Origin of the sequence: Nocardioides sp. NPDC127503 (assembly GCF_040302165.1) — a bacterium.
Classification (GTDB): Bacteria; Actinomycetota; Actinomycetes; order Propionibacteriales; family Nocardioidaceae; genus Nocardioides.
Window position 1 is genome coordinate 702,100 of the sequence record NZ_JBEORH010000001.1, and the last position, 24,463, is coordinate 726,562.

A 24,463-nucleotide genomic window follows, 5' to 3' on the forward strand; every position below is an offset into this window, starting at 1 on the left:
GGGTCAGGTGGGGAAGCTGAACCTGGCGACCTCGTCGACCCAGGCGGCGTACGCCCCGACCTTCTGTGGCACCTGCTGCGCCCGGACGAGATCGGCATGGGCACGAAGCACCCGGGACCAGTCGGCGCACGGGCCACAGGTCGCCCGCCCGCATCCGGCGGTATGCTCGCGCGCGACCTCTTCGAGCAGCTTCCGGAACGTCGCGCCGTCCTCGCCCGCCGCCAGCGACTCGACCACGGCTCCGAGCACCTGGACGGCCTGCGCCGGGGCGCCGACCAGGATCGCCATCAGGATCCCGAGGGCGTGGTGGCCGGCCGGTTCGGTGCCCACGCTCGCCACCGGAGCCGTGCGCGCCAGCCGATAGACCGCGAGCAGCTTCCTGGCCGCTCCGGGGGTCGGGCAGAACCTGGCCAGCTCGCTCGTGAACAGCGCCTCACCGGGGGTCATCTCGAAGGTCTCGAACGGGTTCAGGCGCCCCGTCCGGTCTCCGGTGCCCGCGGCCAGCGCGGCCGGCCATGACGGCACCGCCTGACGCATCAGCGACCGCATGAACCGCACCGCGGGGTCGCCAGCGAACGCCCGCAGCGCGAACGGCACGTCGAAGACCCGGGAGAGGTACGCCGCGGGCTCCGCCACCCGCCCCTCGATCGCTCGCCGCAGCACCTGCGCATCCACGGCCGCGACGACGGCGACACCCTCCTGGCCGCTCAGCTCGTCGATCGCCTGCAGCACCCCTGCCGCGGTGGCCGGGTCGCACTTGTCCAGGTCGTCGACGTAGACGATCGTGCGGCTCGCCAGCGGTCCCCTCAGCGAGCCGGCCGGCGGTCCCGGCGGCGGTCCGGGTGGGGCCGCCCGCAGCGCTGCCTCATAGGACGCGACCTCACGGTCCATGGCTGCCAGCGCCATCGTGGTGCTCATCGGCTGCGCGCGGCGCTTGCCGCGGGGCCCGTCGTCCTCGGGTACACCCGCGAGCGCGGCCCGCAGTTCGGCCGTCCTTCGCTGTGCGGCCTGGTGCTTCGCCACCAGCGGCGGCGGCTCGCTCTTCCCAGCGCTCTGCACGCTGTCGAGCACCGCGCCGGCCACGTCTCCCTCGGCGTACTGGCGGGCGTCGACGCGTACGTGCGTGGTGCGGGCGGGGTAGGTCTCGTCGTTCTCGGTGAGCCATTCGATGCGTTCCTGGACCTTCCGCAGGAAGGTCGACCGGCCGCTCCCGGGCAGTCCCTGGACGGCGACCGAGATCGGGAGCTGGGTGCGCGCGGAGGCGAGCAGACGGGCCAGCCGGTCTACGTCGCCCCGGTGACCGAGGACGTCGTCGTCGGCCTGCTCGAGCACCGGTGCGGGGGCGATCATGGGTTCGACCACAGGGGCGCTCACGGGTTCGACCACTGGGCCGGTGACGATCGGCACCTCGGCCGTATCCCCTGCCCCTGGCGACTCGGCCTGCAACGGAACCGGATCCGGAGCGACCTCGACCGGGGCCGGCTGGGCCGGCTCGACCACCTCCGCGACCTCGGCAACCTCGGGAACCTCATCCCGCGGCTCGCGCATCTCCGCGAGCGGCGTGACCGTCAGTCCGAGCTCCGCCTCGACCGCCTGCAGCGCCTTGGCGAAGTCGGCGGCACTCCAGTGCCGCCCGGCCCGGCGCTTGAACATCGCCTTGCGCAGCGCCTCCTCGAACGACGCCGGGACGTCGTCGCGGTCGATGGACAGCGGTTCGTACTCCCGGATCCGCTCCGACAGCGCCGCAGGAGCGTCGCGACCGTTGGGCCCCTCGAACGGCGTACGTCCCGCCAGCAGCGTGTAGCAGGTCGCGGCCAGGCTCCAGATGTCCGCCCAGGCACTCGGCTCGGGCGGGTCCGCGAGCATCTCCGGCGCCATCCACGGCAGCGAGGTCGAGTCGACGCCGCCGGAGCGACCGGCCGAGGAGAGGCCTCCGAAGCCGACCACCTGCGGCTCCCCGCCACTGGTCATCAGGATGTTGGCGGGCTTGACGTCGCCGTGCAGGATCCCGTGCCGGGCGGCGACATCGAGCGCTCCAGCGACCTTGATCGTGATGCTCAGCGCCTCGGCGACCGGGAGCCGCTCGCGCTTCCACCGGGCCTGCAGGTCGCCGCCGGCGCGATAATCCATCACCACGAAGCAGCGGTCGTCATCACTGACGCCGACCGCGTGCAGCGGCAGCACATGGGGATGGGCGGCGAGCTCGGCGACCTCTTTGGTCTCCTTGGCGAGCGCGTCCTGGGTCTCGCCGCTGAGCCGGTCGTTCCAGACCTTGACGACGACGTCGACCTTCTCCTGCGGCCACTCGTAGAGGAAGACCTCGGAGGAGCCGCCGACGCCGATCAGCCGACGGTGACGGAAGCCCGGGATCGTCGGTGGCTCGTGGTGGGGACTGGCCATGGGCGGCAATCATAGGCGTCCAACGCGTTCGCGTCGCGCCCCCTGTCAGCTGAGCATCCTGCGCGCAACCGACCGCTGACGTGCGGTGATCCGCTCGGCATACCCCCCAGGGTTCAGCGTCTCGGTGTGCGGAAGCAGGTCACGTACGTCGGCCAAGCCCACCTTGTGGACCACCGGTCCGTCGGCGGCAGTGAGGTCTCGTTCGAGCCGCTGCCAGCGCAGCATCAGCGAGCCGGTGCGGTGGCCGGTGGTCTCGAGCCAGTTCGCGATCGGCTGGCCGTCCAGGGGTGGGTGCTCCGAGATCACGAAGCGCATCACGCCGTCGGGGTCGGTGACCGCCTGGGCCTTGGTGAGGCTGGTCTGATGGGTCTCGTAGTCGGTCGAGGCGTACCAGTCCGAGCCGACCTGGATGCCCTGGTAGGTGCAGTCGTCACAGCGGGGCACCTCCACCACGAGCGCCTCGTCCTCGGCCAGCTCGTAGTGACCGATCGAGGAGAACTGCGACTCCAGCCCGCCGGGCGTCCGGGCCGGGACGGTGAGCGTGTTGACCGGTTCCTTGTACTGGAAGAACTGAGGGAACGCGAACCATGTCTGGATCGAGCCGGCGAGCGACCGTGCGGCGACCTCGTACTTCTTCCGGAGCAGCTCCTGGGTGAGCGGGCGGCGCGGCCGGCCGAGGGTGTCGGGGCGCTCGATGGTGATCGTGCCGCGGGTCTCGGTGTCCCAGTCGTTGAACACCTCGCGCACGATCAGGGTCTTCGCGCCCGGCTCGGCGACATAGGTGAACTCGAAGGATCCGTCGGCGTCGAGCTGGAGCTTGCGGTCGTCGAAGGCCATCAGGCTGGTCGCGGCGGAGTCGGCGGTGTAGGCGCCCCCCATCACCTGGAAGGAGAGGTCGGCGCTGGTCCCGCGCCGGCCGCGGACGACGTACTCGACGCCTTCTCGCAGGTAGGCGTTGAAGTAGATCGCGTCCGGGTTGTCCAGGCCCTGCTTGGAGAACTGGTGGGTCGGGTTCACGAAGAGCGGCTGCTCGAGGTCGTAGTCGAACGCCGTCTGCATCGCCATCCGGATCCGCCCGGAGAGATACTCATAGCCCTCGAGCCGATCGGCTTCGGTGCGGATGAACGGCGCGTTCGCGATCAGCTCCTCCGCCTCCGCGATCGCCCGCTGGAGCGGCTCGGTCAGGCCGTACGCCTCACTCACTTGCCCACCTTCGCGATGATGTTCTCCCCGTACCACTCCAGGTGCTTGATCTTCTTCTCCAGCGGCTCGGGGTCGGCGCCCTTCACGTAGGGGTCGCGGAACCCGACGATGCAGTCGGTGACGCCCTTGTCCTCGAGCCGCTTGATCCCGTCGAGGTCGTACGCGTCGTAGCTGATCACGTGGACCTCGAAGTCGTCCCTGGTGTCACCCTCCTCGCGCCGGATCTCGGCGAGGCGGACGAGGAGGCGGTCGAGCTCATCGCCGTCGCCGCCGGCGTGCATCCAGCCGTCGCCCTTGAGGACCGCGCGGCGCAGTGCCGCGTCGGCGTGGCCGCCGACGAGGAGCGGAATCTTCTCGGTCGGCGCGGGGCGCTGCTGGAGCGGCGCGAACTCGTAGAACTCACCGTCGTAGCCGAAGAACTCCTGGTCCACACCATGCGGAGAGGCCACCGGCGCAGTTAAACCACGGAGTATGTCCATGCACTCGTCCATCCGCTTGCCGCGGCGCTTCCAGTCGACGCCGAGGGCGGCGAAGTCCTCCGGCCACGGGGACAGGCCGACGCCGAGCCCGAGCCGGTTCCCGGAGAGGAAGGCAAGGCTCGAGGCCTGCTTGGCGGCCAGCACCGGCGGGCGTACCGGCAGCTTCACCACGAACGGGGTCAGGCGCAGTGTCGTGGTCACCGCGAAGAGATGGGCGCACAGGATGAACGCCTCGATGAACTCCTTGCCCTGCAGGAACTCCCGGTCGCCGGTATCGGTGTAGGGATAGGTGGAGTCGGACTCCTCGGGATAGATCAGGCTGTCGGCCACAGTCATGCTGGTGTAGCCGGCAGCCTCCGCCGCTTGTGCCAGCGGTGCGTAGTAGTCGGCCTGCGTCATTGCCTCGGCATAGGTGAAGCGCATGTGCCAACACTAGAACGTGTTCTAAGTTTCTGCCAGAGTGTTCGTCATGTCGCCTTCTCTCGAACGTCCCGCAGGCCTCGACTCGCCGCTGACGGCGAGAATCATCAAGTACGGCGCCCGCGCCAACACCGCGCTGTTCAAGCTCACCAACGGCCGGATCGGCGGCACCTGGCGGGTGATGGCCGGCTGGCGCAAACCCGCCCCGGTCCTGCTGCTCGAGCACATCGGCCGCAAGTCGGGTCGCACGTTCACCACTCCCCTGCTGTTCATGCGCTCAGGCGACGATCTCGTGGTCGTCGGCTCCCAGGGCGGCCTTCCGAAGGATCCGCAGTGGGTCGCCAACTTGCGCGCCCAGCCCGACGTCGCGGTCCGCGTCCCCCGTCGCGGCCGCCGGCTCGTCCGGGCACGCGTCGCCGACCCCGAGGAGCGGGCCGCGCTGTGGCCGCGGCTGCTGGAGACGTACGCCGACTTCGAGACCTACCAGACCTGGACCGACCGGGAGATCCCGGTCATCGTCCTCTCGCCCCGCTGAAGGAGACACTCATGGACGTTCAAGAGCTGATCGACCGCGCCGAGATCACCGACGCGCTGACCCGCTACACCCTGGCCGTCGACGACGGCGACTGGGACGCGCTCGACACGGTCTTCGCCGCCGACGCCACGATCGACTACTCCGAGTCCGGCGGCACGGTCGGCGAGCTCGCCGAGGTCAAGAAGTGGCTCGCCGAGATGCTGCCCGCGTTCTCCCAGAAGCGCCTGCACACCATCGGCCAGGTCGGCATCACCTTCACCGACGAGGGCGCGGCGCCGGGCGCCTCGGGTTTCGCTTCGGCAGAGGTCGTGGTGTACTTCGACAACCCGATGGTCATCTCCGACGGATCCGGCGGCGAGCGCGTCGTCGAGGTGGGCGGTCGCTACCGCCACTCCTTCGTGCGTACGCCGGAGGGCTGGCGCTCGCGCCACCTCCACGAGGAGGTCTTCTGGACCCGCGGCTTCTGAGCCCTCAGGCCGCGCGACCCCGGATGACCCAGTCCGCGAGCCCGGCGAGCGGCACCAGCAGCTCCCGGCCGCGGTCGCTCAGTCCGTACTCCACACCCGGCGGGACTGTCGGGAAGACCGTACGCGTCACGATCCCCTCCTCCTCGAGGACGCGCAGCGTCCGGGTGAGCATGCGCTGGCTGATCCCCTCGACCCGGCGCCGCAGCTCGTTGTAACGATGCGGCCGCTCGGCCAGCATCATCACGACCAGCAGCGTCCACTTGTCGCCGAGCATCTGCACGGCCTGCGTCACCGGACAGTCCTCGTACTCCCCCGCCGGGACCTTCGCCGGCAGTCCTGGCCCGAGCGCCGCGCTCACGATGTGCCGGGGCACATCGGTGTTCCCATCTGACATTGAAGTGCCTTCTTCCGCGAACGCCGCTCGGCGGCGAGGGTTGCTGACATCAGCAACCTATCCATGAGGGAGAAGCAGATGAGCACGATCGCGGTTCTGGGCGCAGGCCCCGGCCTCGGAATGTCGGTGGCGCAGAGATTCGCCAAGGAGGGGTACGCCGTCGGCCTGGTCTCGCGCAGCACCGACCGGCACCCGGCCTATCTGGAGGCGCTGTCGGCGAGCGGCGTACCCGCCGTCGCGGTCGCCGCCGACCTGCGAGCACCAGGCGCTGCGGCGAGCGCCCTCGCCGAGATCACCTCGGCACTGGGACCGATCGACGTCGTCTACCACGGCCCCGGCGCCCAGAACCTGAGCGCACCCATGGTCGGGATCCTCGAGACCGGGCCAGCAGACATCCGCCGTGCGATCGCCGAGACCGTCGAGCCAGCCGCCGAGGTCGCCAACCTGGCCCTTCCCACGATGCGCTCCCGCGGCAGCGGCGCGCTCGTGTACGTCTCCGGCCTCAGCGCGCTCGTCCCGCTACCGTTCCTCGGCCCTTACGCCCCCGCCTCGGGCGCCCTGCGGACCTACGCTCGCACCCTCGCCGCCGCCGCAGCCGAGGACGGCGTGCACGTCGGCTCGCTCGTCGTCGGCGGCCTGATCGAGCGCGGCGACATCCACCAGATGCTCACCGACCCCGCCACACCATCCCCCTACGCCACCCTCGACCCCGACGAGCTCGCCGACGCGGTCTGGCGCCTCGCCTCCGGTCTCGAGGACGAGGTGGTCTTCGACGTGCTCACGCCGCAACCCGCTGAGGGCTGAGAGACCGCCACAAACTCAGTGGCATCACGACCTTCGGGTCTGGTTCGCTGGACGACGAGCGGTGGGCAGGGCAAGGACGGAGGCCCCGCCGACGGATGACGGAGGTGATCACTGTGGCCGGCTATGGCGCATTGTCCGAGGCGTACGAGTGGTTGATTCGGGACGAGAATGTCTCCCCTGCCGGCGCTGCGGCGAGGTTCGAGGACCTGGTGGCGCCTCTGCCACCGAACGCACGGGTCCTCGACTGCTCCTGCGGCACCGGCCAGCTCGCTGTCGGTCTCGCCCGACATGGCCTGGACGTCGTGGCGACAGACGCCAGCGCGGGGATGATCGCTCGAACAGCAGCGCTCGCCGGCGAACATGGCGTACGGCTCGATGCACGCCAAGTCAGCTGGGAGGAGCTGACCGTTCATTTCGAGGCCTCGACCTTCGACCTGGTGTTCTGCGTCGGCAACTCCCTCGGTCACGCCGAAGGCAGGCGCGGCCGTCTGGCCGCGCTTGCCTCGATGGCCCACCTGCTGCGTCCAGGCGGACGCCTCGTGCTCACCTCCCGCATGTGGGAGGTCGTGCGCGCTCGTGGCTCCCGGATCGATGTCCGCGATCGCCTGATCCGCCGCAACGGTCGCGACGCGGTGGTCATCTACCACACCCAGATCGCGCCGGACTGGGAACAGGAGCACCACATGGAGATCGCCGTCACCGAGGTGAGGCCCGACGGGTCGCTCCAGACGTGCGCGGAGCGGTTGTCGTTCTGGCCCTACCGCTACGAAGAACTAATCGCCCAATTGCAGAGCCTCGGGCTCAGCGTTGAGACCACGACGCTCGACGCTGACGGCGCCGGCTATCTGCTCGTCGCTCAGTCGGGCGACGGCCGATCGGTGAACGAGACCGGCTTGCCGGTCTCACGCGCGTAGGCGATCTCCCTGCTCGTGGACTCGCCGATGTAGCCGCCTGGGTTGACCACCAGAACCCGGTCGGCCAGGTCGATCTTGCGCAGGTGGAGGGCGTCGAGAGCTGTCTTCTGCTCGTCGGTGATCGACCTGTCTGCTTCGCGTTCCTCGGCGTGCACGAAGACGCCCGGGGCGAGGACGATCACACCGGTGATCGTCAGGGCACGGTTCGCCGCCGCCATCTCGCCCACGAATCGGGTGGAGCCACAGATGCAGACGATCTCGGGTCGGTCGGACACGGCCACAGCGTACGCAGGGCCGCACGCGTCGTCAGTCGATCGCCCGGTCGAAGAAGACATGCTCCCTCACCTCCCTTCGAGGTGGTCGATGATCGCCGGCGTGATGATCGCGGGTTGCTCGGCGTTGGCCAGGTGCGCCGAGTCGGGGACCACCAGGAGCCGGCCGTCCTGGACAGCATCGGCGATCGCCTCGAGGTGTGGGGCCGGCGTGGCGGGGTCGTCGGCACCGGCGATGGCCAGGGTTGGGGCGGTGATCGCGGGGAGGTCGGGGCGGATGTCCATGGCCGCGATGACCTCGCAGCAGCCGGCGTACCCCTCGTCCGGGGTGGCGGCGACCGTGGCTTCGCAGGTTGCCTTCACCTCGGGATTCGCCTCGAGGAAGCCTGGCGTGAACCAGCGGGCGACGACCGCCTCGGCGACGGCCTGGGTGCCGTCGGCTCGCACCGTGGCCGCGCGGTCGTGCCAGGCGGAGGAAGGGGTCAGGTGCGCTCCTGTGCACAGGAGAACGAGGCGGTCGACGCGGTCGGGATGGCGCGCGGCGAGCCGCATCCCGGTCATGCCGCCGAGCGAGAGACCCACGAAGTGGGCCCGCCGGACACCGAGGCGGTCCAGGAGGGCGACGACGTCGTCGGCGAGGTCGTCGATCGAGTACGGGCCGGGACGTACCGGCGAGCGGCCGTGTCCCCGGGTGTCGTAGCGCACGACGCGAAAGTGGCGCTCGAGGTCGGCCAGGTTCTCGTCCCACATCGCGTGGGTCGCTCCCAGCGAGTTGGACAGCACCACCACCGGTCCGTCCGGCCGGCCCGAGACGACGTGGTGCACTCGGATGGGTTCGTAGCTGGCGTCCATGCCCGAGAATCTAGGATCGCCGACCTGTTGTTGGGAAGTATCGAATCCCATCCGATTGATACGCCCGGCGTATCAACCTGCGCGCAGTGCGCTCAGCCGAGACCCGGACGGGCGTGCAGACCGCCGCCAGACTCGTACAGCAGGCCCTTGTCCTTGATGAGCTGGCCCGCGGCGGCGAGGATCGGGCTGGCGCCCACGGCGGAGCCGGCCATCGAGGCGATCGCCTCGAACATCTTGATCGCGGCGTCGTCGACGGCCGGCCAGTTCCACTCCGAGGGAGCGGCGCCGATCGGCTCCACGGCGTGCCAGCGGGTGGCACGGGCCTCGGCCATGGTGGTCAGCGTGCTCCAGCCGAGGCCGCCGATGCCGACGACCCCACCGAAGTTGAGCCCGATGAGCCCCCAGCCGTTGCACTGGTACTCGAAGGCCGAGGGACCGAACTCCGACTCCTCCAGCTCGACCCGGGTGATCACCGGCTCAGGGCCGGTGTTGGGGGCGTAGAGCTTGAACGCGGGCCGCGCAGCCAGCAGCGAGGCCGATGCCGTCGTGGTGATCTCGCTCAACGGCTGGCCAGGTGCCGAGTAGGCATCGAAGACTCTGAAGCCGAGGTCGAGGGCATAGCCGACGACGAAGCGCCGATCGTCCTGGGCGGCGTAGAAGTTGCGATTGAACACGTTGGGGGAAACCTCGCTTGAGCCCTACCGGTCAGCCGACGATGTTCCTCGGGGTGACACGGTGGGATGTGGTTCGGGCAGCGCGACACTATCGCGCCACGCGCCTCGACCTGGCAACCGGTTGGTGATCTGTGTCTCTCGCGAGTCCCTCAGGAGTAGGTGCCACGGACGGTGTCGGTGGTCGGCAACGACTGGCAGCCGAGCCGGATCCCGTCGTCGAGGTCCTCCTGCTCGAGCACGTCGTTGCGCACCATCTTCACCTCGCCCTCGAGCAGCCGGAACGCGCACGCCGAGCACTCGCCCTCGCGACACGAGTACGGCGCCTTGACGCCCTTCGCCTCGAGGAACTCGAGCATCGGGGTGCCGGGGTCCCAGTCGTCGTACGTCGTCGTGGTGCCGTCGAGCTCGATCTCGAGCGTGGCGGGCTGCTTGGGGCCGTCGTCGACGACCTCGGTCTCCGCCTCCTTGACCGGAGCGACCTCGCCGAACGGGTTGCCGCCCAGGGAGGCGAACTTCTCCTGATGCCGCCGCGCCCGCGGGAACTCGAGCTCCTTGAGCGCCGCGATCGTCGCCTTCATGAACGGCGCCGGCCCACAGACGAAGGCGTCGTACGTCAGACGGTCGGCCGCGAACGCCTTGAGCTGCTCACCCGTGGGCAGCCCCTGGACCGACTCGAGCCAGTGGACCACCTGGAGCCGGTCCGGGTGCTCGGCGGAGAGCCGCGCCCACTCCTCGGCGAAGATCACCGACCGCTCGTCACGGTTGGCGTAGAAGACCACGATCCTTCCGGTGCCCTCGCGCAGGGCCGTGCGGGCGATCGAGATGATCGGGGTGACACCCGAGCCTCCGGCGAAGAGCAGGAAGTCGGCGTCGATGTCGGCAGGGGTGAAGATCCCGCTCGGTGGCAGCACTCGGAGCGTGTCGCCGGGGCGGAGGTTGTCACAGATCCAGTTGGAGGCGTAGCCGTCCACGGTCCGCTTGACGGTGACCGTGAGCGCGTCCCCCGGCGCGCTGGAGAGCGAGTAGCAGCGCGCCGCCAGGCCGTCGCGGTCGCTCGGGACGGCGACGGTGAGGAACTGGCCCGGCTTCGGCTGGAAGGCGTGCCGTACGTCCTCGGGAATCTCGAAGACGATCGAGTGGGCGTCGGCGGTCTCCTTGACGACGTCGCTGACGGGCAGCAGGAAAGAGTCAGTAGCCATCCTCGGCTCCGATCTGGATCCGGCCGTCGGCGACGGCTGCTTCGATGGACGCGGCCAGGCGAGGGCAGCGGGCGTGCACGAGCCGCTCGCCGTTGGCGGCGGCCTTGCGGCGTACGAGATCCGGACACTGCGCTTGCGCCTCGGCCGTCCACTGGACGGAGGTCTGGTGCTCGCTGTTCTTCTTCACCCCGACGCAGGCGAGGCAGTCGAGGCACTCCACCTCGACCAGGCGGGCCTGCGTGTAGAGCCGCTGGTCCTCGACCGTGTCCTCGGACGTCGGGACGAACGAGGCCATCAACTGACCCCTGCGTCGCTCGACTCAGGGTTCTCGGCCTTTTCGGCCTCGATCCGGCGCAGGTTCTCGGCGACCTCCTCGTGCCAGAACTCGTTGGCCTTGGTGGTGTCGACCTCGAACTCGAAGCGGGCACGCATCTCGGGCTCGATGTCGGCGACGTCGACGTAGAACTGCTCGTACCAGCGACGCAGCTGGTAGACCGGACCGTCCTCCTCGCACAGCAGCGGGTTCTGCACCGGCGCCTTGTTCTCCCAGATCGCTACGTCCTGGAGGAACCCGTCACCGAACATGTCGGCGTACTTCTTGCCGATGAAGTTGGCGGTCTTGTCGTCGAGGCCCTCGGGCTTCTTGACGGTGATGCCGTACTGCAGAAGGAACGAGTCCGGGCCGGTCGGGATGTGGCAGTTGATCAGGATCACCTCGGTCACGAAGCCCTTGTAGTCGACCTCGAGCCAGTTGATCATGTACGCCGGGCCGTAGTAAGTCGCCTCGGACTTGAGGAACATCTCGGCGTCACCGTAACCGCCCGACACGTCCGGGCGCCCTCGGGAGGCCATGTACTGCGTGGCCATGTGGTCCTCGAAGACGTTGCGGAAGTCGGTCGGGAAGGCGAAGTGCACGTAGTAGAAGTGCGCCATGTCGACCACGTTGTCGATCAGCTCGCGGCAGTGGCTGCCCTTGATCGGGACGGTGTTCCAGATCCAGTCGGTGTAGATCTCGCGGTTGCTGACGTCGGGCAGCTCCGGCGGCAGGATGTCGTAGTCGGGCTTCGACCCCTCGGGGTCGTGCCAGATCAGCAGCGAGTCGTTGCGGATCACGGTCTCGTACGCCTTGGTGCGGGCGCGCAGCGGGACGCGGCGGGCGTAGGGGATCTGCTTGCAGCGGCCGTCGGCGCCCCAGCGCCAGTCGTGGAACGGACAGCCGACCTCGTCACCCTTCACCGTGCCCTGGGTGAGGTCGCCGCCCATGTGACGGCAGTAGCCGTCGAGCACGCCCAGCTCGCCGTTGGTGTTCTCCCAGACGACCAGCTTGCCGCCGAACGCCTCGACGGCGTGGGGCTTGCCGTCCTTGAACTCGCTGGCCAGGCCCAGGCAGTGCCAACCGCGCGCGAAGCGCTCCGGCTGGGAGCCGTGGTCGAGCGTGCGGGTCTGGGTGGTGGGGTCGGCCATCGTCGTACCTTCCGCGTTGGTCTTTCCAATAAGTGGAACCTGTTCTAGTTTTATCACATGCATGTGGCCTTGACACCCGCCCAGGAGCAACTTCGCTCAGAGCTCAACTCCTATTTCGCCCAGTTGGTCACGCCGGAGCGCCGGGCTGCTCTCGCGCGCGCATCGGGCGAGTTCGGAGACGAGGCCGACAAGGAGGTCTACCTCTCGACCATCCGGGAGATCGGTGCGGACGGCTGGCTCGGGATCGGCTGGCCGAAGGAGTACGGCGGCCAGGACCGCTCCATGGTGGAGCAGCTGATCTTCACCGACGCCGCCGCCGTGGCAGGGGTGCCGATCCCCTATCTGACTCTCAACACGGTCGGTCCGACGATCATGCGGTTCGGGACCGACGAGCAGAAGGCGTACTTCCTGCCGAAGATCCTCGCTGGCGAGCTGCACTTCTCGATCGGCTACTCCGAGCCGGGCTCGGGGACGGACCTCGCCTCGCTGCAGACTCGCGCGGTGCTCGATGAGGGCTCCGGCGAGTGGGTGATCAACGGCCAGAAGATGTGGACCTCGTTGATCCAGTATGCGGACTGGATCTGGCTCGCCTGTCGGACAGAACCGGAGGCGTCGCGGCACAAGGGGCTGTCGATGATCCTGGTGCCGACGTCGTCCTCGGGTTTCTCATACACGCCGGTCCAGACCGTCGCCGGCGTCGGCACCTCGGCGACCTACTACTCCGACGTGCGCGTGCCCGCGTCGAACCTCGTCTCCTCGCGCGGCGGCGGCTGGGCGCTGATGACCAACCAGCTCAACCACGAGCGGGTCGCACTGACCTCCGCCGCGCCGCTGGTCCACTCGCTCGGGCTTGTGAAGGAGTGGGCACGGACCACGGTCGCCCCTGATGGCAGCCGGGTGATCGACACCGAGTGGGTCCAGCTGGCCCTCGGGCGAGCGCACGCACGCATCGAGGCGCTCTCGCTGATCAACTGGAAGCTCGCCTCCGACGCCGACCACGGGGTCGCGCTCTCGCCGGCCGAGGCGTCGGCCACCAAGGTCTACGGCTCCGAGCTCGCGACCGAGGTCTACCGGACGCTGATGGAGATCGTCGGGCCGCACGCGGGTATCACGGCCGACTCCCCCGGCGCCGTGCTCGCCGGCCGCTTGGAGCGGTTCCACCGTTCGTCGCTCGTCATGACCTTCGGCGGCGGCACCAACGAGATCCAGCGAGACATCATCGGCTACGTGGGCCTCGGCCTCCCCGCCGCCAAGCGTTGACCATCCCGACCCGAGGACACCTCATGGACTTCTCCTTCACCACCGAATCCGACGACGCCGCCGAGCTCGCGGCCAAGATCATCGGCGATGCGACCTCGCTCGAGCGGCTGCGTACGGTCGAGGCCGCTGCCGGCGACCGCGGCCGCTTCGACGCCTCCCTCTGGTCCGCGCTCGGCGAGGCCGGGCTACTCGGGCTCCATCTGCCCGAGACGTACGACGGCGCCGGGCTCGGGCTCGTCGAGCTGTGCCGGGTCCTGGTCGAGGCCGGGCGGCGCGTCGCGCCGGTGCCGCTCGCCGTGCACGGGCCGTGTGGCTTGCTGCTCGCCGAGACCGCTTCCGATGCACTCACCGGCGTCGCCGATGGGTCTCGGGTGCTGGCGGCTGCGGTCGCCGAGGAGCACTCCCACCTGCCCGACGTCCCTATGGTCGTCGCCACGGGGGACACGATCACCGGCGCGAAGACGCTGGTCAGGGCCGGGATGATCGCCGATTCCTTCCTGGTCACCGCATCGTTGCCGGACGGCACCGTCGGGGTCTTCCTGGTCGAGGCATCCGCCGAGGGCGTCGACCGCCGCGCGCAGCACACCAGTGACGGCGACGTCACCGCGCTGGTCTCGTTCGCCTCGGCCCCCGCACGTCGGATCGGCGACTCCTCCTCCGCTGCCCGCCTCGGCGAGCTGTTGACCGTGGCGGCGGCTGCCGAACTGTTGGGCATCACCGAGGGAGCCCTCGAGCTCACTTCGTCCTACGCCAAGACACGCGAGCAGTTCGGCCGCGCCATCGGTACCTTCCAGGCCGTCTCCCAGCGACTGGCCGACGGGTTCATCGACGTACTCGCCCAGAGGCTCACCCTCTGGCAGGCCGTCTGGCGGGTCTCCTCCGGCCTTCCTGCCGCCGACCAGGTCGCTGTCGCCAAGCTCTGGGCTGCCGACGCCGCCCACCGCCTCGCCCACACCACCGTCCACGTACACGGCGGTGTCGGCATCGACCTCGACGGCGAGGCCCATCGGTACTTCACGAGCGCCAAGCGCTTCGAGTTCGTCTTCGGCGGAGCTACTGAGCAGGCGCTGCGGATCGGGCGGGCGATCGCTGCATCCTGATTTTGTCACCGACGTCTTGAGAGGCTCCGGCGCCCGCCGGGGCCTCTCTTTTGTGGCTGGTGTTTGTGCTGTATCGCGGCGAACAAGGATGATGTGCGATAGCGCTGCGCCCTACTGACTGCGATTCCAGTGCTCGCCCACGAGACCGCAGTCCCAGGCCCCGCACGGATCGCACTCGACGACTTCGGTCCGTAATGACCGTCTTTGGGGTTACGGCTGCTGGTCATCGCCACCACGGGTCTCGAGCTTGGATCGGCCGCTCCCCTCTTGGGCTGCTGTCCCTCTGAAGCGCGGTCCCCCGGAACTTCCAGTCGACTGGCCCATCGCGCGGCTCGCTCGCCGCCTTCGGGCGGGAAGCTGGATGTGTGTCTGTTTGGTCTCGTGCGGACTTCCGGCGCGGGTGGGGCCAATACGTTGTTTGGGTTGGGAGATTTCAAGACAGGGTGTCTGGGTTGGGTGCCATTTACCTGTCTTGCGGGCTTCCAGCAACGGTCTGGGTTGGGTTTGGGATACCTGTCCCTGACTGGGTTTGGGTTCATTGGTTTTGCGTTGTGTGGTAGGCTCGGCACAGGCGTAAACGTGAAGGCCGACCACCTCGAAAGAGGCGTGCCCTATCCACCCGAGACACAACGGGTGGCGGGTAATCCAGGGGAACCAGGGGCGTGAACGCTGAGCTGCGAGGGTAAGTAATAGCCCGTACTCCGGGCCTCCGAGACCAGCGAACCAACCGGGATTCTGCACAGGCAGAAACCCTTGAGTTCGTACGTCGGGAGGTGACCGTGATGACCACGCTGCAACAACCCCAACACCCTGTGCTGGGTGCCGTGGTCGCGATCACCACCTCCCTTGACCAGGTCGCAGAGGCGAACCCGTCATTCATGGCCACCGAGCAGAAGGCCACTGCACTGCTCGAGATCGCCCGGGCCAAGGCCCAGCTGGCTGAACTCGAACTGCGGGTGATCGCCACCGCCGATGACGTGGCGGCCGAGAGTGCCGCGCGCGATGTGGCGGCCTGGCTCCATCACCACACCCACCAGCGCCCCGAGACCCTGCGCGCCGACCTACGCCTGGCCGAGGCACTCGACCGGACCTACCACCAAGTCGCGGCCGCGATGCGCGCCGGTGCCTGCAACCCGGCCCAAGCCCAGGTGATCGTCGACGCCCTCGACGACCTCCCCGCCGACCTCGATCCCGAGATCAAGACCAAGGCCGAAGAGGCCCTGGTCGCCTACGCGACCCAGTTCGACCCCACCCAGCTCCGCCGCCTGGGCCGCCGGATCCTCGATCTCATCGCCCCCGAGATCGCCGAGGCCGAAGAAGCCAAACGGCTCGCCGCGGAGGAAGCCCACGCCCGCAAGAAGACCCGGCTAACCATGCGGCGGCTCGGGGACGGCACCACCCGGATCTCCGCGGTCCTCCCAGATGCGGCCGCGGACCGTCTCGCCACCAACCTCGAGGCCTTCGCCTCACCCCGCCGCGACGACGGCACCCGCACCGAGACCGGCGACTACCTCCCCTACGACCGGCGCCTGGGCCGGGCCTTCTGCCACATGCTCGAGACCCTCGACCCGACCCGGCTCCCCATCCACGGCGGGGACGCGACCACGGTGATCGTGACCATCGATATCGACCAGCTCCGCAAAGAAGCCGGCATCGCCCAGATCCTCGGCGGCACCCCGATCACCGCAGCCGAAGCCCGGCGCCTGGCCTGCACCGCAGGCATCATCCCCGCCGTCCTCGGAGGCGCCTCGGAGGTCCTCGACCTGGGCCGCAAGGAACGCTTCTTCACCGCCGCCCAACGCCGAGCCCTCCTGCTCAGGTCGGCGACCTGCGAGGCCGAAGGCTGCGACATCCCCGGCACCTGGGCCGAAGCCCACCACTGGATCGCCTGGGCCCAAGGCGGGGAGACTGACCTCGACAACGCGGCCCTGCTCTGCTCCCATCACCACCACCGCGCCCACGACGCCGCCTACCTCCACGAACGACTACCCAACGGTGATATCCGCTTCACCAGGCGCACGTAGAGATTCCGAGGATCACTGGACCGCACGTCCGTCCGCCCACCAGACACGCGCGTGGAGGCAATGCTCCTCTTCGTCGCGGCTGTCCGTGCTGTATCGCGGCAAATCACTACGGTGTGCGATAGCGCTTCGGCCTATCAGCCATATGGGGAGGGTCGCCCGGATCTTCTTGGACGAATGCCGGTCAAAAGGGCGTGCGGTGCTCGCCGATGCATGTCATCATCGCTCACAGTTGAGAGCACTGCTCTCACTGCATCCACCAAGGAGCTTCGCAGTGACTGTCCCCCACGCCTCCCCCGACCGCCGCACTCAGATGGGCGCCGTCGCGTTCGCGATCGCCGGTGTCCTCTTTGCCGTCTACGAGGCCGTTGCGCCACGTGCCGACGAGACCACGCTCGACGGAGCGGCGGCGTGGGCCTCCGCCGGCTGGAGCATCGCGCACCTCAGCGCCATCGTCGGCCTCATTCTCATCCCGCTCGGCTACGGCGCGATCCGCGGCTTCCTCGACGGCACGCCCCAGGAGAGGACCGCCTACCTCGCCGCCGTCATCGGCTATATCGGCTCCGGTCTGACCATCTCCTACTACGGCGCCGAGGTCTACGGCCTCAAGGCCATCGGCGAGCGCGCCGTGGCTGACGGCGACCCCAGCCTGACGGACGTCGGCAATGACTTTCGCCTCGACCCGACTGCGATGACCGTCTTCGTGATCGGACTGCTGCTCGTCGCCGTCGCCGCCGTGCTTGCCGCGATCGCGGTCTGGCGCTCGGGCTCCCTGCCCCGCTGGAGCGCCGTCCCGCTCGCCGCGCTCCTGGTCACCATGCTCCCCCAGTTCTTCCTCCCGCACGCGGGGCGGATCGCCTGGGGCGTACTCGTCGCCGTCGCAGCCTTGTGGCTTGCCGCCGCACTCTGGTGGGCTTCAAGGGTCCGCTCGTAGCTCCCCGCAGCTGCGGGTCGTTCAGGCGCCGTCGCCGCCATCGCGTAGGGAGTGGATCATGCCCTGCAGGATCCGGAATGCGTCGGACTGATCGGTCGGACTCATGCCGGCCAGCATCCTGACCTCGACAGAACGGACCGCGACGGTGGCCTCCTCGAGCTTCCGCCCGCCTTGGGGCGTGAGCCGCGTGGGGAGGACCTTCCCGACGGGGGCCGCCGCCGGCCTGGTCACGTCACCGTCTCGCTCCAAGGAACGGAGCAGCACGTTCATCGTCTGGCGCGTCACGAACGCGCCCCGGGCGAGCTCGGAGTTCGACAGACCCGGTCGCTGCGCCAGCAGCTCGAGGCAGGCGTAGTGCGTCACGCTCATCCCGAGCGGGCGCAGCACCTCCTCCATGGCGGTACGCAGCGCGCTCGACGCCTCCTTCAGCAGGTAGCCCAGCGACTTGTCCAAGTCGACGCCGTCTTGACTCATGTCAGTACTCTGACATAGTTCCGCTATGTCAGATAACTGACACAACTCAAAGGAGCATCCCCATGCCCGTCACTGGCCCCGACTTCATCTCACTGCAGGCGCGCGACATCGACGCGTCGCAGGCGTTCTACGAGCACTACCTCGGCCTCGTTCGCTCGCCGGCCAGGCCCCCGCATGCCGTCGTCTTCGAGACGAAGCCGATCGCGTTCGCGCTTCGCGAGGTCGTGCCAGGCACCGATCTCGCCTCCGTCGCCCAGCCTGGTATCGGTGCCGCGATCTGGCTCCACGCCACCGATGTCCAGGCCATCCACGATGCTCTCGTCGCGGACGGACACCCCATCGTCTCCGCCGCGATCGACGGTCCCTTCGGGCGTACGTTCACCTTCGCCGACCCTGACGGCTACCAGATCACGCTCCACGACCGCGGCTGACGGCAGCCTCAGCCACCGACACATTCGTCGTTGTCGCCGCCGGAGTAGCAGGGCGGGGCGTGGTAGCCGTCCTCCTCCTGCTCCGGCGCAGGTAGATCCACCGCGCCGGGGATGTAGCTGAGCAGGATCATCGCCGTGCCGACGAGGACCAGCAGAACCTGCCAGAAGGTTCCGAGCATTCGGCGGTCGGGGTTGAGCATGTGGGCGAGCGCGCCGCACAGGAGCGCGGCGAGCGCGATCGCGGCCCAGACGCGGTAGGCGGCGATGTTCGCCGGGTCGATCTGCGGCTGCTCACCGAAGAAGACGAGATAGACGTCCAGCCAGTTCATGGCCAGCTTCCCGATGGCGAGGACGGCCACGACCGAGGCCAGGGCCGTGGTGACGGGGAACCAGGGCAGGCGCGTGATGCGCCAGCGGACACTGGCCGGGCGGTCGAAAGCGAGCATGCGACGAGTCTTGCGGCGTCGCGGCGTGGCGTGATGAGCCCGCGTACTCAACTCTTGACCTTCGGGTCGGACGAAGCCTCAGCATCGAGGCATGACCGCTACCCCTGCTGTTGACCCCACGATGGACGCCATCACCACCGCCGTGACCCTTGGCCACGAAGGAGAGACCGCTCGAGCACGACAGGAGCTGCTCGCGATCTGGGAGGACCTCGGCGTGCTGGGCGATCCCCTTCACCGATGCACGCTCGCCCACTATCTCGCCGATCTGCAGAGCGATCCTGCCGCGGCGCTCATCTGGGACGTACGTGCCCTCGACGCCGCCGGAGCACTCACTGACCAACGAGCCGGCGAGCATCATGCGGGCCTTCAGGTCGACGGCTTCTATCCGAGCCTGCACCTCAACATCGCGGACAACCTGCGACGCTTGGGCGCTTTCGAGGCAGCAGCCGAGCAGATCAGCAGGGCAGAGGAGCGTGTCGCTGCCCTGCCACCAGGGCCGTACGGCGACATGATCCGCGCGGCGATCGGCGGCGTCAGCGATGCGATCGCCGCTCGCGACACCACACCCCGGTCGACGTCTCCGACCGTCACCGCGACCGACTGATCAGCGGTGTCGGGAGGGCTGCTGCGAGCCAGACCGATGCTGCTGCCGCGGCCGCCACGGTCACCGGCCAGAGCCACGGGACCGAATCCGGCAGAAGCTGGCCGATCCCGAGGAAGACGACCAGGGCGAGCGGCAGCGTGATCAGGACTGCCAGCCAGGCGCGCTCGAACCCGGTGCCTCCCAGCGCCAGGCCCATCGCCGCCAACGGCATCACGGCCACGACGGTGAGCAGCGCGACGGCCGCGAAGAAGAATGTGGCCAGCACCGCCCCCAGCGCGCCGAGCCCGGTGGCGAGCGCGTCGCCCACCGCCGATCCGGTGTCGGCGGCCTCCACCTCGATGAAACCACCGAAGAAGTCCACCGCCGGCGAGAACAGCAGCCTCATCAGTCCGATGCCGGCCAGCGCGCCTACGGCCGCAGCGGCACCACCGATCACGGCATGGCGAGCCACCCCACCTCGGACTTGGCTCACGACTGACTCGTCCTGGCAATGGTCGAGAGGATCGCGCCGGCGGCCGCCTGCGGTGCCTTGGTGGGGATCCAGTGGCTGACCCCGGCGAGCTCGATGAACTCGTAGGGACCGGTGACGGAGTCCTCGTTGCCCTCCAAGGCGGTTCGGCCGATCGCGACGTCGCCGTCGCTCCAGAGCATCGTCGTCGGCACCGAGACCCGGCCGACGCGCGGGGCCAGGGGCAAGGCTCGATACCAGCCGAGGCCACCGGGCAGCGCGCCGTAGTCGACGATCTCCTCCCGGAAGCGCTCGACGTCGTCGTCGTTCCAGCCACTCCCCCGCATCATCCGCTCCATCCGGCCGCCAGGCCCGGAGACCAGCTCGGGCAGCAGCGGGATGTTGAAGAGCGCCATGTACGCCGACTTGCGCCGCTGCGGGCCCTTCATCGACCGCGCGAACGGAACCGGGTGCGGCACCGACATCGCGGTCCAGCTGCGGACCAGGTCGGGCCGCTTGGCCGCCACTCCCCAACCGACCGCACTCCCCCAGTCATGACCGGCCAGGTGCACCGGCCGGCCGATCTCGTCGATGAGCGCCACCACGTCCTCGACCAGCTGGCCGGCGCCGTAGCCGAGACGGGTACGCGGCCGGGCACCCGGCGAGTAACCGCGCTGGTCCGGGGCGATGGTCCGGAAGCCGGCCTCGTGCAGGATCGGTGACACCTCACGCCAGCAGGTCGCCCGCTCCGGGAAACCGTGCAGGAGCACGACCGGGTCGCCGTCGGCAGGACCCGAGTCGATCACGTCGAAGGTGAGTCCGTCACGTACGTAGCTCGAGATCGTCACGCGTTCATCCTGTCAGGGCCTCTCCCGCCTCATTGGCCGGGTTGGGGTGTGCGGTAGCGGCGCCGGCGACAGGCGTGTGCGATAGCGCGCTGAGGTAAGGCGCGCCGGGGTGAGGACATGAGAAAGGCGCCGGCTCGGGTCACCGAGCCGGCGCCTTTGTGGCGCTGTGGTCTATCCCTGCGCGATCGCGTCCAAGCGCTTGACGGTGGCCTCGAACTCCGCGATGAGGTCGGCCATGACCTCGGCGACGGGGCGTACCTCGTTCATCCGGCCGACGATCTGCCCGACCGGCATCGCGACGACGTCGGGGTCCCCCGCGGCGTTGATGCGGTTGTGGGCGTCGGAGACGAGCAGGTTCTGCAGCGGCATCGGCAGCGGCGCCGGCGAGCCCTCGGCCTCCCAGGCGTCGGTCCACTTCGACTTCAGCAGCCGGGCCGGCTTGCCGGTGTAGATCCGCATCCGGCGGGTGTCGGCGGAGGTGGCGCGGGTGAAGGCGCTCTCCCAGCCGGCGTGGGTGTTGAGGTTGCGATACTCGCTCGTCCCGAGCCAGATGGAGCCCGTCCAGACGCCCTGCGCACCGAGCGCCAGCGAAGCGGCGATCTGCCGACCCGAGCCGATGCCGCCGGCACCCAGCACGGGCACATCCGGCCCGACCGCGTCGACGATGTCGGGCTGGAGCACCATCGAGGCGATCTCCCCGGTGTGCCCGCCGGCCTCGTAGCCCTGGGCGACGATGATATCGACGCCGTTCGCGACGTGCGAGACCGCGTGCTTCGGGGCGCCCGCGAGGGCGGCCACCTTGACCCCGTGCTCGTGGGCCTTCTCGATCACGTCGTTGGGCGGGGTGCCGAGCGCATTGGCGATCAGCACCGGGCGGTGCTGCAGCGCGACGTCGACGTGCGAACGCGCGGTCGAGTGCAGCCAGCCGAGCACACCCTCGCGCCCCTCCCCCTCCGGCAGCGGCGGTACGCCCAGCGAGAGCAGCGTCTTGTCGACCCACTCGGTGTGCTCCGCGGGGATGTAGGCCGACAGGTCGGTCGAGGTGCCCTCGGTCGGCACCTTCATCGGCATGACGACGTCGACGCCGTAGGGCTTCCCGTCGGTGTTCTCGTCCATCCAGGTCAGGGTGCGGTCGAGCTCCTCGGCGTCGTTGAAGCGTACGCAGCCCAGCACGCCCAGCCCGCCGGCTTTGGAGACCTCCGCGGCCACGTGCTCCGAGGGGGTGAAGGCGAAGATCGGGTAGTCGATCCCGAACGCCTCGCACAGTGCCGTACGGATCATGCCTTTGCTCCTTCGGGGTCCTGCTCGATCGCGGTCGCTTGGGTGGCCAGGGCGATCTCCTTGGCCTTGGGGTACTGCGCCTTGCCGGTGGCGTTGCGGGGCACCTCGTCGACGATGGTCAGGGCCCGCGGCAGCTTGTAGCCGGACAGGTGAGCCCGCAGGAACGTACGCAGCCCCTCGAGCTCGATGGTCGCACCCGGTCGCGGCTGTACGACCGCCGCGACGGCCTGGCCGTAGCGCTCGTCCGGGATCCCGACGACGAGCGTGTCGTAGACGTCGGGGTGTGCCTTGATGGCGGCCTCGACCTCCTCGGGGTAGACCTTCTCGCCGCCGGTGTTGATGCAGTTGGAGCCTCGTCCGAGGAGGGTCAGGCGGTTGTCGGTCTCGATCCGGGCGTAGTCCCCCGGGATCGCGTAGCGGATGCCGTCGATCTCGACGAAGGTCTTCGCCGACTTCTCGGGGTCCTTGTAGTAGCCGACCGGCACGTGGCCCTTGCGGGCGGTGCGGCCGATCTTGCCGACGTCGGTGGCGAGGTCGAGGGGGTGGCCGTCTTCGCCGATCACGGCGGTATGGGCACCCGCGGTGACCACGGGGCCGTCGGTCGAGAGCGCGGAGGCGTCCTGCAGCCCGGTGCCCTGGAAGCCGGTCTCGGTCGAGCCGATCGAGTCGGTGAAGACCGCGTTCGGGAAATGGCTCATCCAGCGTTCCTTGACCGACTTGGAGAAGATCGCGGCCGAGGAGGCGATGGCGAACAGCGACTGCCCGTCGAAGCTCTCCCCGTTCCCGGGACCGGCCTCGTACGCGTCGATGAGCGGCACCGCCATCGCGTCACCTGTCATGAACATCATCTGGACCTTCTCGCGGTCGACGATCTCCCAGGTGCGTACCGCGTCGAACTTGGGCTCCAGGATCGTCACCTGGCCGGCGAAGAGGTGCATGAGCAGGCTCGCCTGGGCGCCGCCGTGCATCAGCGGGCTGAGCGGCAGGGTGATGAGCCCGGCGCCGGCGGCCTGCTTGGACTGGTCGTACTCCTCCAGCGGCACACCCGTCATGAAGTCGATGCCGCCGCCGAGTACGCGCCAGAAGTCCTCGTGGCGCCACATCACGCCCTTGGGGAAGCCGGTGGTGCCGCCGGTGTAGATGACGTGGATGTCGTCGGGGCTGCGTTCGCCGAAGTCGCGTACGTCGGACTGCCCGGCCTGCGCCTCCTCGAGCGTGACGCCGCCGAACGGGCTCAGGTCGGAGTCGTCGTGGGGCTCGAGCGGGTTGGGGACGGCGACGAACGTCTTCAGCCCCTCCAGCTTCGGGGAGACCTCGGCGACCAGCGGCGCGTAGACGCGGTCGTGCACCAGGGCCTTGAGGTCGGCGTTGCCGAAGAGGTACTCCAGCTCGCCGGCGACGTAGCGATAGTTCACGTTGATCGCGACGGCACGGATCTTGAGGATCGCGAGCAGGGCGATGACGTGCTCCACGGAGTTCTTGGAGTAGAGCCCGACGTGATCGCCCTTCCCGATCCCCTGGCCGGCCAGGTAGTGGGCCAGCTTGTTGGACTCACGCTCGAGCTCTGCGTAAGTCACTTTGCGTTCGCCGACTTGGACCGACACCTTCTCAGGCGCGGCGTCGACGGCGTGTTCGAAGAGGTCAGCAAGGTTCAGCGCCATGACTGCGACACTAGAACACGTTTCAGTTTTCCGCTAGGGTCTGATGTTATGCCGATCACAGAATCTTCTGCTCAGCCGCACGCGATCGTCGAGCAGGACGGCCACAAGCTCATCGTCACCATGAACCGTCCCGAGCGCCGCAACGCCCTCTCTTCCGAGATGCTGCGGATCATGGAGGACGCCTGGGACCGGGTGAACTCGGACCCCGAGATCCGGGTCTGCATCCTGACCGGCGCGGGTGGCTACTTCTGTGCCGGGATGGACCTGAAGAAGGCCGACGAGAAGCCGCCCTCGGAGTCGTTCGAGGAGGGCTTCGACCCGTCGGTGATCAAGGGTCTGCTCAAGGGCTTCCGGCTCACCAAGCCGCTGATCGCAGCCGTCGAGGGCCCCGCGATCGCCGGCGGCACCGAGATCCTGCAGGGCACCGACATCCGGGTGGCCGGCGAGTCGGCCAAGTTCGGCGTCGCCGAGGCCCGCTGGTCGCTCTACCCGATGGGCGGCTCGGCGGTCCGTCTCCCCCGCCAGATCCCCTACACCGTCGCCGCCGAGCTGCTGCTGACCGGACGTACGCTGCTCGCCCCCGAGGCCAAGGAGCTCGGCCTGATCGGCCATGTCGTCCCCGACGGCACCGCGCTCGAGAAGGCCCACGAGCTCGCCGACATGGTCGCCGCCAACGGGCCTCTGGCCGTCCAGGCGATCCTCCGCACCATGCGCGAGTCCGAGGGCAAGCACGAGGAGGAGGCCTGGGCCGACGACGCCAAGGTCGGCGCCGCCGTCTTCGCCTCCGAGGACGCCAAGGAGGGCCCCAAGGCCTTCCTGGAGAAGCGCAAGCCCGAGTTCAAGGGACGCTGAGCCCGAACTGTCGGACTGACCGGCAC

27 protein-coding genes are annotated in these 24,463 nt (G+C 69.0%); 11 read left to right on the forward strand and 16 right to left on the reverse strand.

Translation table 11 applies throughout. From position 1 onward, the window contains the following. Positions 1-3 precede the first annotated feature (3 nt). From ABTW65_RS03440 to ABTW65_RS03450, 3 genes are read right to left on the reverse strand one after another with little or no spacing between them, the layout of a single operon-like run. Complete coding sequence (locus ABTW65_RS03440; RefSeq protein ID WP_350658509.1) at positions 4-2,400, reverse strand: serine/threonine protein kinase; 2,397 nt, start codon at positions 2,398-2,400, stop codon at positions 4-6. Positions 2,401-2,445: 45 nt separating this feature from the next. Then, positions 2,446-3,603, reverse strand: coding sequence for a hypothetical protein (locus ABTW65_RS03445; protein ID WP_350658511.1), 1,158 nt, complete (start codon positions 3,601-3,603; stop codon positions 2,446-2,448). Further along, entirely contained in the window at positions 3,600-4,505 is a 906-nt protein-coding gene (locus ABTW65_RS03450) for a TIGR03619 family F420-dependent LLM class oxidoreductase (RefSeq protein WP_350658512.1), read from the reverse strand. Before ABTW65_RS03450 ends, ABTW65_RS03445 begins: the two co-directional genes overlap by 4 nt. Before the next feature lie 46 nt (positions 4,506-4,551). Here ABTW65_RS03450 and ABTW65_RS03455 point away from each other — a divergent pair, with 46 nt between their 5' ends. Together ABTW65_RS03455 and ABTW65_RS03460 are read left to right on the forward strand one after the other, a co-directional pair. Continuing rightward, positions 4,552-5,037 (forward strand): nitroreductase/quinone reductase family protein, encoded by a 486-nt coding sequence (locus ABTW65_RS03455; RefSeq protein WP_350658513.1) that lies wholly within the window; start codon positions 4,552-4,554, stop codon positions 5,035-5,037. 11 nt (positions 5,038-5,048) lie between these two features. Next, a complete protein-coding gene (locus ABTW65_RS03460) occupies positions 5,049-5,504 on the forward strand; it encodes a nuclear transport factor 2 family protein (protein WP_350658514.1) in 456 nt (151 codons plus the stop codon). Between the two features lie 4 nt (positions 5,505-5,508). On the opposite strand, the gene ABTW65_RS03465 is transcribed toward ABTW65_RS03460, so the two are convergent. Continuing rightward, the gene (locus ABTW65_RS03465; protein WP_350658515.1) at positions 5,509-5,898 is read right to left on the reverse strand and encodes a winged helix-turn-helix transcriptional regulator; all 390 of its coding nucleotides are present in this window, start codon (positions 5,896-5,898) and stop codon (positions 5,509-5,511) included. Positions 5,899-5,976: 78 nt separating this feature from the next. Here ABTW65_RS03465 and ABTW65_RS03470 point away from each other — a divergent pair, with 78 nt between their 5' ends. Together ABTW65_RS03470 and ABTW65_RS03475 are read left to right on the forward strand one after the other, a co-directional pair. Beyond that, on the forward strand, positions 5,977-6,702 hold the full coding sequence (locus ABTW65_RS03470) for an SDR family NAD(P)-dependent oxidoreductase (protein WP_350658516.1): 726 nt from the start codon (positions 5,977-5,979) through the stop codon (positions 6,700-6,702). A 104-nt stretch (positions 6,703-6,806) separates the two neighbouring features. Next, positions 6,807-7,616: a class I SAM-dependent methyltransferase gene (locus tag ABTW65_RS03475; protein ID WP_350658517.1), complete on the forward strand. Its 810-nt coding sequence runs from the start codon at positions 6,807-6,809 to the stop codon at positions 7,614-7,616. On the opposite strand, the gene ABTW65_RS03480 is transcribed toward ABTW65_RS03475, so the two are convergent. From ABTW65_RS03480 to ABTW65_RS03505, 6 genes are all read right to left on the reverse strand, one after another. After that, positions 7,559-7,891 carry a hypothetical protein gene (locus ABTW65_RS03480; RefSeq protein WP_350658518.1) on the reverse strand — a complete coding sequence of 111 codons (333 nt, stop codon included), beginning with the start codon at positions 7,889-7,891 and terminating at the stop codon, positions 7,559-7,561. The two genes, ABTW65_RS03475 and ABTW65_RS03480, sit on opposite strands and share 58 nt — an antisense overlap. A 66-nt stretch (positions 7,892-7,957) precedes the next feature. After that, positions 7,958-8,740: a 3-oxoadipate enol-lactonase gene (gene pcaD / locus ABTW65_RS03485; protein WP_350658519.1), complete on the reverse strand. Its 783-nt coding sequence runs from the start codon at positions 8,738-8,740 to the stop codon at positions 7,958-7,960. Between the two features lie 92 nt (positions 8,741-8,832). After that, positions 8,833-9,414 (reverse strand): hypothetical protein, encoded by a 582-nt coding sequence (locus ABTW65_RS03490; RefSeq protein ID WP_350658520.1) that lies wholly within the window; start codon positions 9,412-9,414, stop codon positions 8,833-8,835. Between the two features lie 149 nt (positions 9,415-9,563). Then, positions 9,564-10,613 carry a 2Fe-2S iron-sulfur cluster-binding protein gene (locus ABTW65_RS03495; RefSeq protein ID WP_350658521.1) on the reverse strand — a complete coding sequence of 350 codons (1,050 nt, stop codon included), beginning with the start codon at positions 10,611-10,613 and terminating at the stop codon, positions 9,564-9,566. After that, positions 10,603-10,908 carry a hypothetical protein gene (locus ABTW65_RS03500; RefSeq protein WP_350658522.1) on the reverse strand — a complete coding sequence of 102 codons (306 nt, stop codon included), beginning with the start codon at positions 10,906-10,908 and terminating at the stop codon, positions 10,603-10,605. The genes ABTW65_RS03495 and ABTW65_RS03500 overlap by 11 nt, the downstream gene beginning before the upstream one ends. Further along, positions 10,908-12,077 carry a 3-ketosteroid-9-alpha-monooxygenase, oxygenase component gene (locus tag ABTW65_RS03505; protein ID WP_350658523.1) on the reverse strand — a complete coding sequence of 390 codons (1,170 nt, stop codon included), beginning with the start codon at positions 12,075-12,077 and terminating at the stop codon, positions 10,908-10,910. The genes ABTW65_RS03500 and ABTW65_RS03505 overlap by 1 nt, the downstream gene beginning before the upstream one ends. A 57-nt stretch (positions 12,078-12,134) precedes the next feature. Here ABTW65_RS03505 and ABTW65_RS03510 point away from each other — a divergent pair, with 57 nt between their 5' ends. The 4 genes from ABTW65_RS03510 to ABTW65_RS03525 all read left to right on the forward strand — a co-directional run bounded on the left by ABTW65_RS03510 (position 12,135) and on the right by ABTW65_RS03525 (position 17,392). Further along, positions 12,135-13,337, forward strand: a complete 1,203-nt coding sequence (locus ABTW65_RS03510; RefSeq protein ID WP_350658524.1) for an acyl-CoA dehydrogenase family protein — start codon at positions 12,135-12,137, stop codon at positions 13,335-13,337. Between the two features lie 23 nt (positions 13,338-13,360). Then, a complete protein-coding gene (locus ABTW65_RS03515; protein ID WP_350658525.1) occupies positions 13,361-14,437 on the forward strand; it encodes an acyl-CoA dehydrogenase family protein in 1,077 nt (358 codons plus the stop codon). A 782-nt stretch (positions 14,438-15,219) separates the two neighbouring features. Next, positions 15,220-16,461, forward strand: a complete 1,242-nt coding sequence (locus tag ABTW65_RS03520; protein WP_350658526.1) for an HNH endonuclease signature motif containing protein — start codon at positions 15,220-15,222, stop codon at positions 16,459-16,461. Between the two features lie 271 nt (positions 16,462-16,732). Further along, positions 16,733-17,392, forward strand: coding sequence for a hypothetical protein (locus ABTW65_RS03525; RefSeq protein WP_350658527.1), 660 nt, complete (start codon positions 16,733-16,735; stop codon positions 17,390-17,392). A 21-nt stretch (positions 17,393-17,413) separates the two neighbouring features. On the opposite strand, the gene ABTW65_RS03530 is transcribed toward ABTW65_RS03525, so the two are convergent. Further along, positions 17,414-17,866 (reverse strand): MarR family winged helix-turn-helix transcriptional regulator, encoded by a 453-nt coding sequence (locus ABTW65_RS03530; protein ID WP_350658528.1) that lies wholly within the window; start codon positions 17,864-17,866, stop codon positions 17,414-17,416. 62 nt (positions 17,867-17,928) lie between these two features. Between ABTW65_RS03530 and ABTW65_RS03535 the strand changes: the two genes are divergently transcribed. Further along, positions 17,929-18,297, forward strand: coding sequence for a VOC family protein (locus ABTW65_RS03535; protein ID WP_350658529.1), 369 nt, complete (start codon positions 17,929-17,931; stop codon positions 18,295-18,297). Positions 18,298-18,305: 8 nt separating this feature from the next. On the opposite strand, the gene ABTW65_RS03540 is transcribed toward ABTW65_RS03535, so the two are convergent. Continuing rightward, positions 18,306-18,743 (reverse strand): hypothetical protein, encoded by a 438-nt coding sequence (locus tag ABTW65_RS03540; protein WP_350658531.1) that lies wholly within the window; start codon positions 18,741-18,743, stop codon positions 18,306-18,308. A 91-nt stretch (positions 18,744-18,834) separates the two neighbouring features. Between ABTW65_RS03540 and ABTW65_RS03545 the strand changes: the two genes are divergently transcribed. Next, complete coding sequence (locus tag ABTW65_RS03545) at positions 18,835-19,347, forward strand: hypothetical protein (protein WP_350658532.1); 513 nt, start codon at positions 18,835-18,837, stop codon at positions 19,345-19,347. On the opposite strand, the gene ABTW65_RS03550 is transcribed toward ABTW65_RS03545, so the two are convergent. From ABTW65_RS03550 to ABTW65_RS03565, 4 genes are all read right to left on the reverse strand, one after another. After that, positions 19,331-19,819 (reverse strand): hypothetical protein, encoded by a 489-nt coding sequence (locus tag ABTW65_RS03550; RefSeq protein WP_350658533.1) that lies wholly within the window; start codon positions 19,817-19,819, stop codon positions 19,331-19,333. The genes ABTW65_RS03545 and ABTW65_RS03550 overlap by 17 nt on opposite strands. After that, on the reverse strand, positions 19,816-20,643 hold the full coding sequence (locus ABTW65_RS03555) for an alpha/beta fold hydrolase (protein WP_350658534.1): 828 nt from the start codon (positions 20,641-20,643) through the stop codon (positions 19,816-19,818). Before ABTW65_RS03555 ends, ABTW65_RS03550 begins: the two co-directional genes overlap by 4 nt. Before the next feature lie 171 nt (positions 20,644-20,814). Continuing rightward, complete coding sequence (locus ABTW65_RS03560) at positions 20,815-21,924, reverse strand: NAD(P)H-dependent flavin oxidoreductase (protein WP_350658535.1); 1,110 nt, start codon at positions 21,922-21,924, stop codon at positions 20,815-20,817. Next, a complete protein-coding gene (locus tag ABTW65_RS03565; protein ID WP_350658536.1) occupies positions 21,921-23,585 on the reverse strand; it encodes an acyl-CoA synthetase in 1,665 nt (554 codons plus the stop codon). The genes ABTW65_RS03560 and ABTW65_RS03565 overlap by 4 nt, the downstream gene beginning before the upstream one ends. Positions 23,586-23,633: 48 nt before the next feature. Between ABTW65_RS03565 and ABTW65_RS03570 the strand changes: the two genes are divergently transcribed. After that, positions 23,634-24,437: a crotonase/enoyl-CoA hydratase family protein gene (locus ABTW65_RS03570; protein ID WP_502890537.1), complete on the forward strand. Its 804-nt coding sequence runs from the start codon at positions 23,634-23,636 to the stop codon at positions 24,435-24,437. The last annotated feature ends 26 nt before the right edge of the window (positions 24,438-24,463 follow it).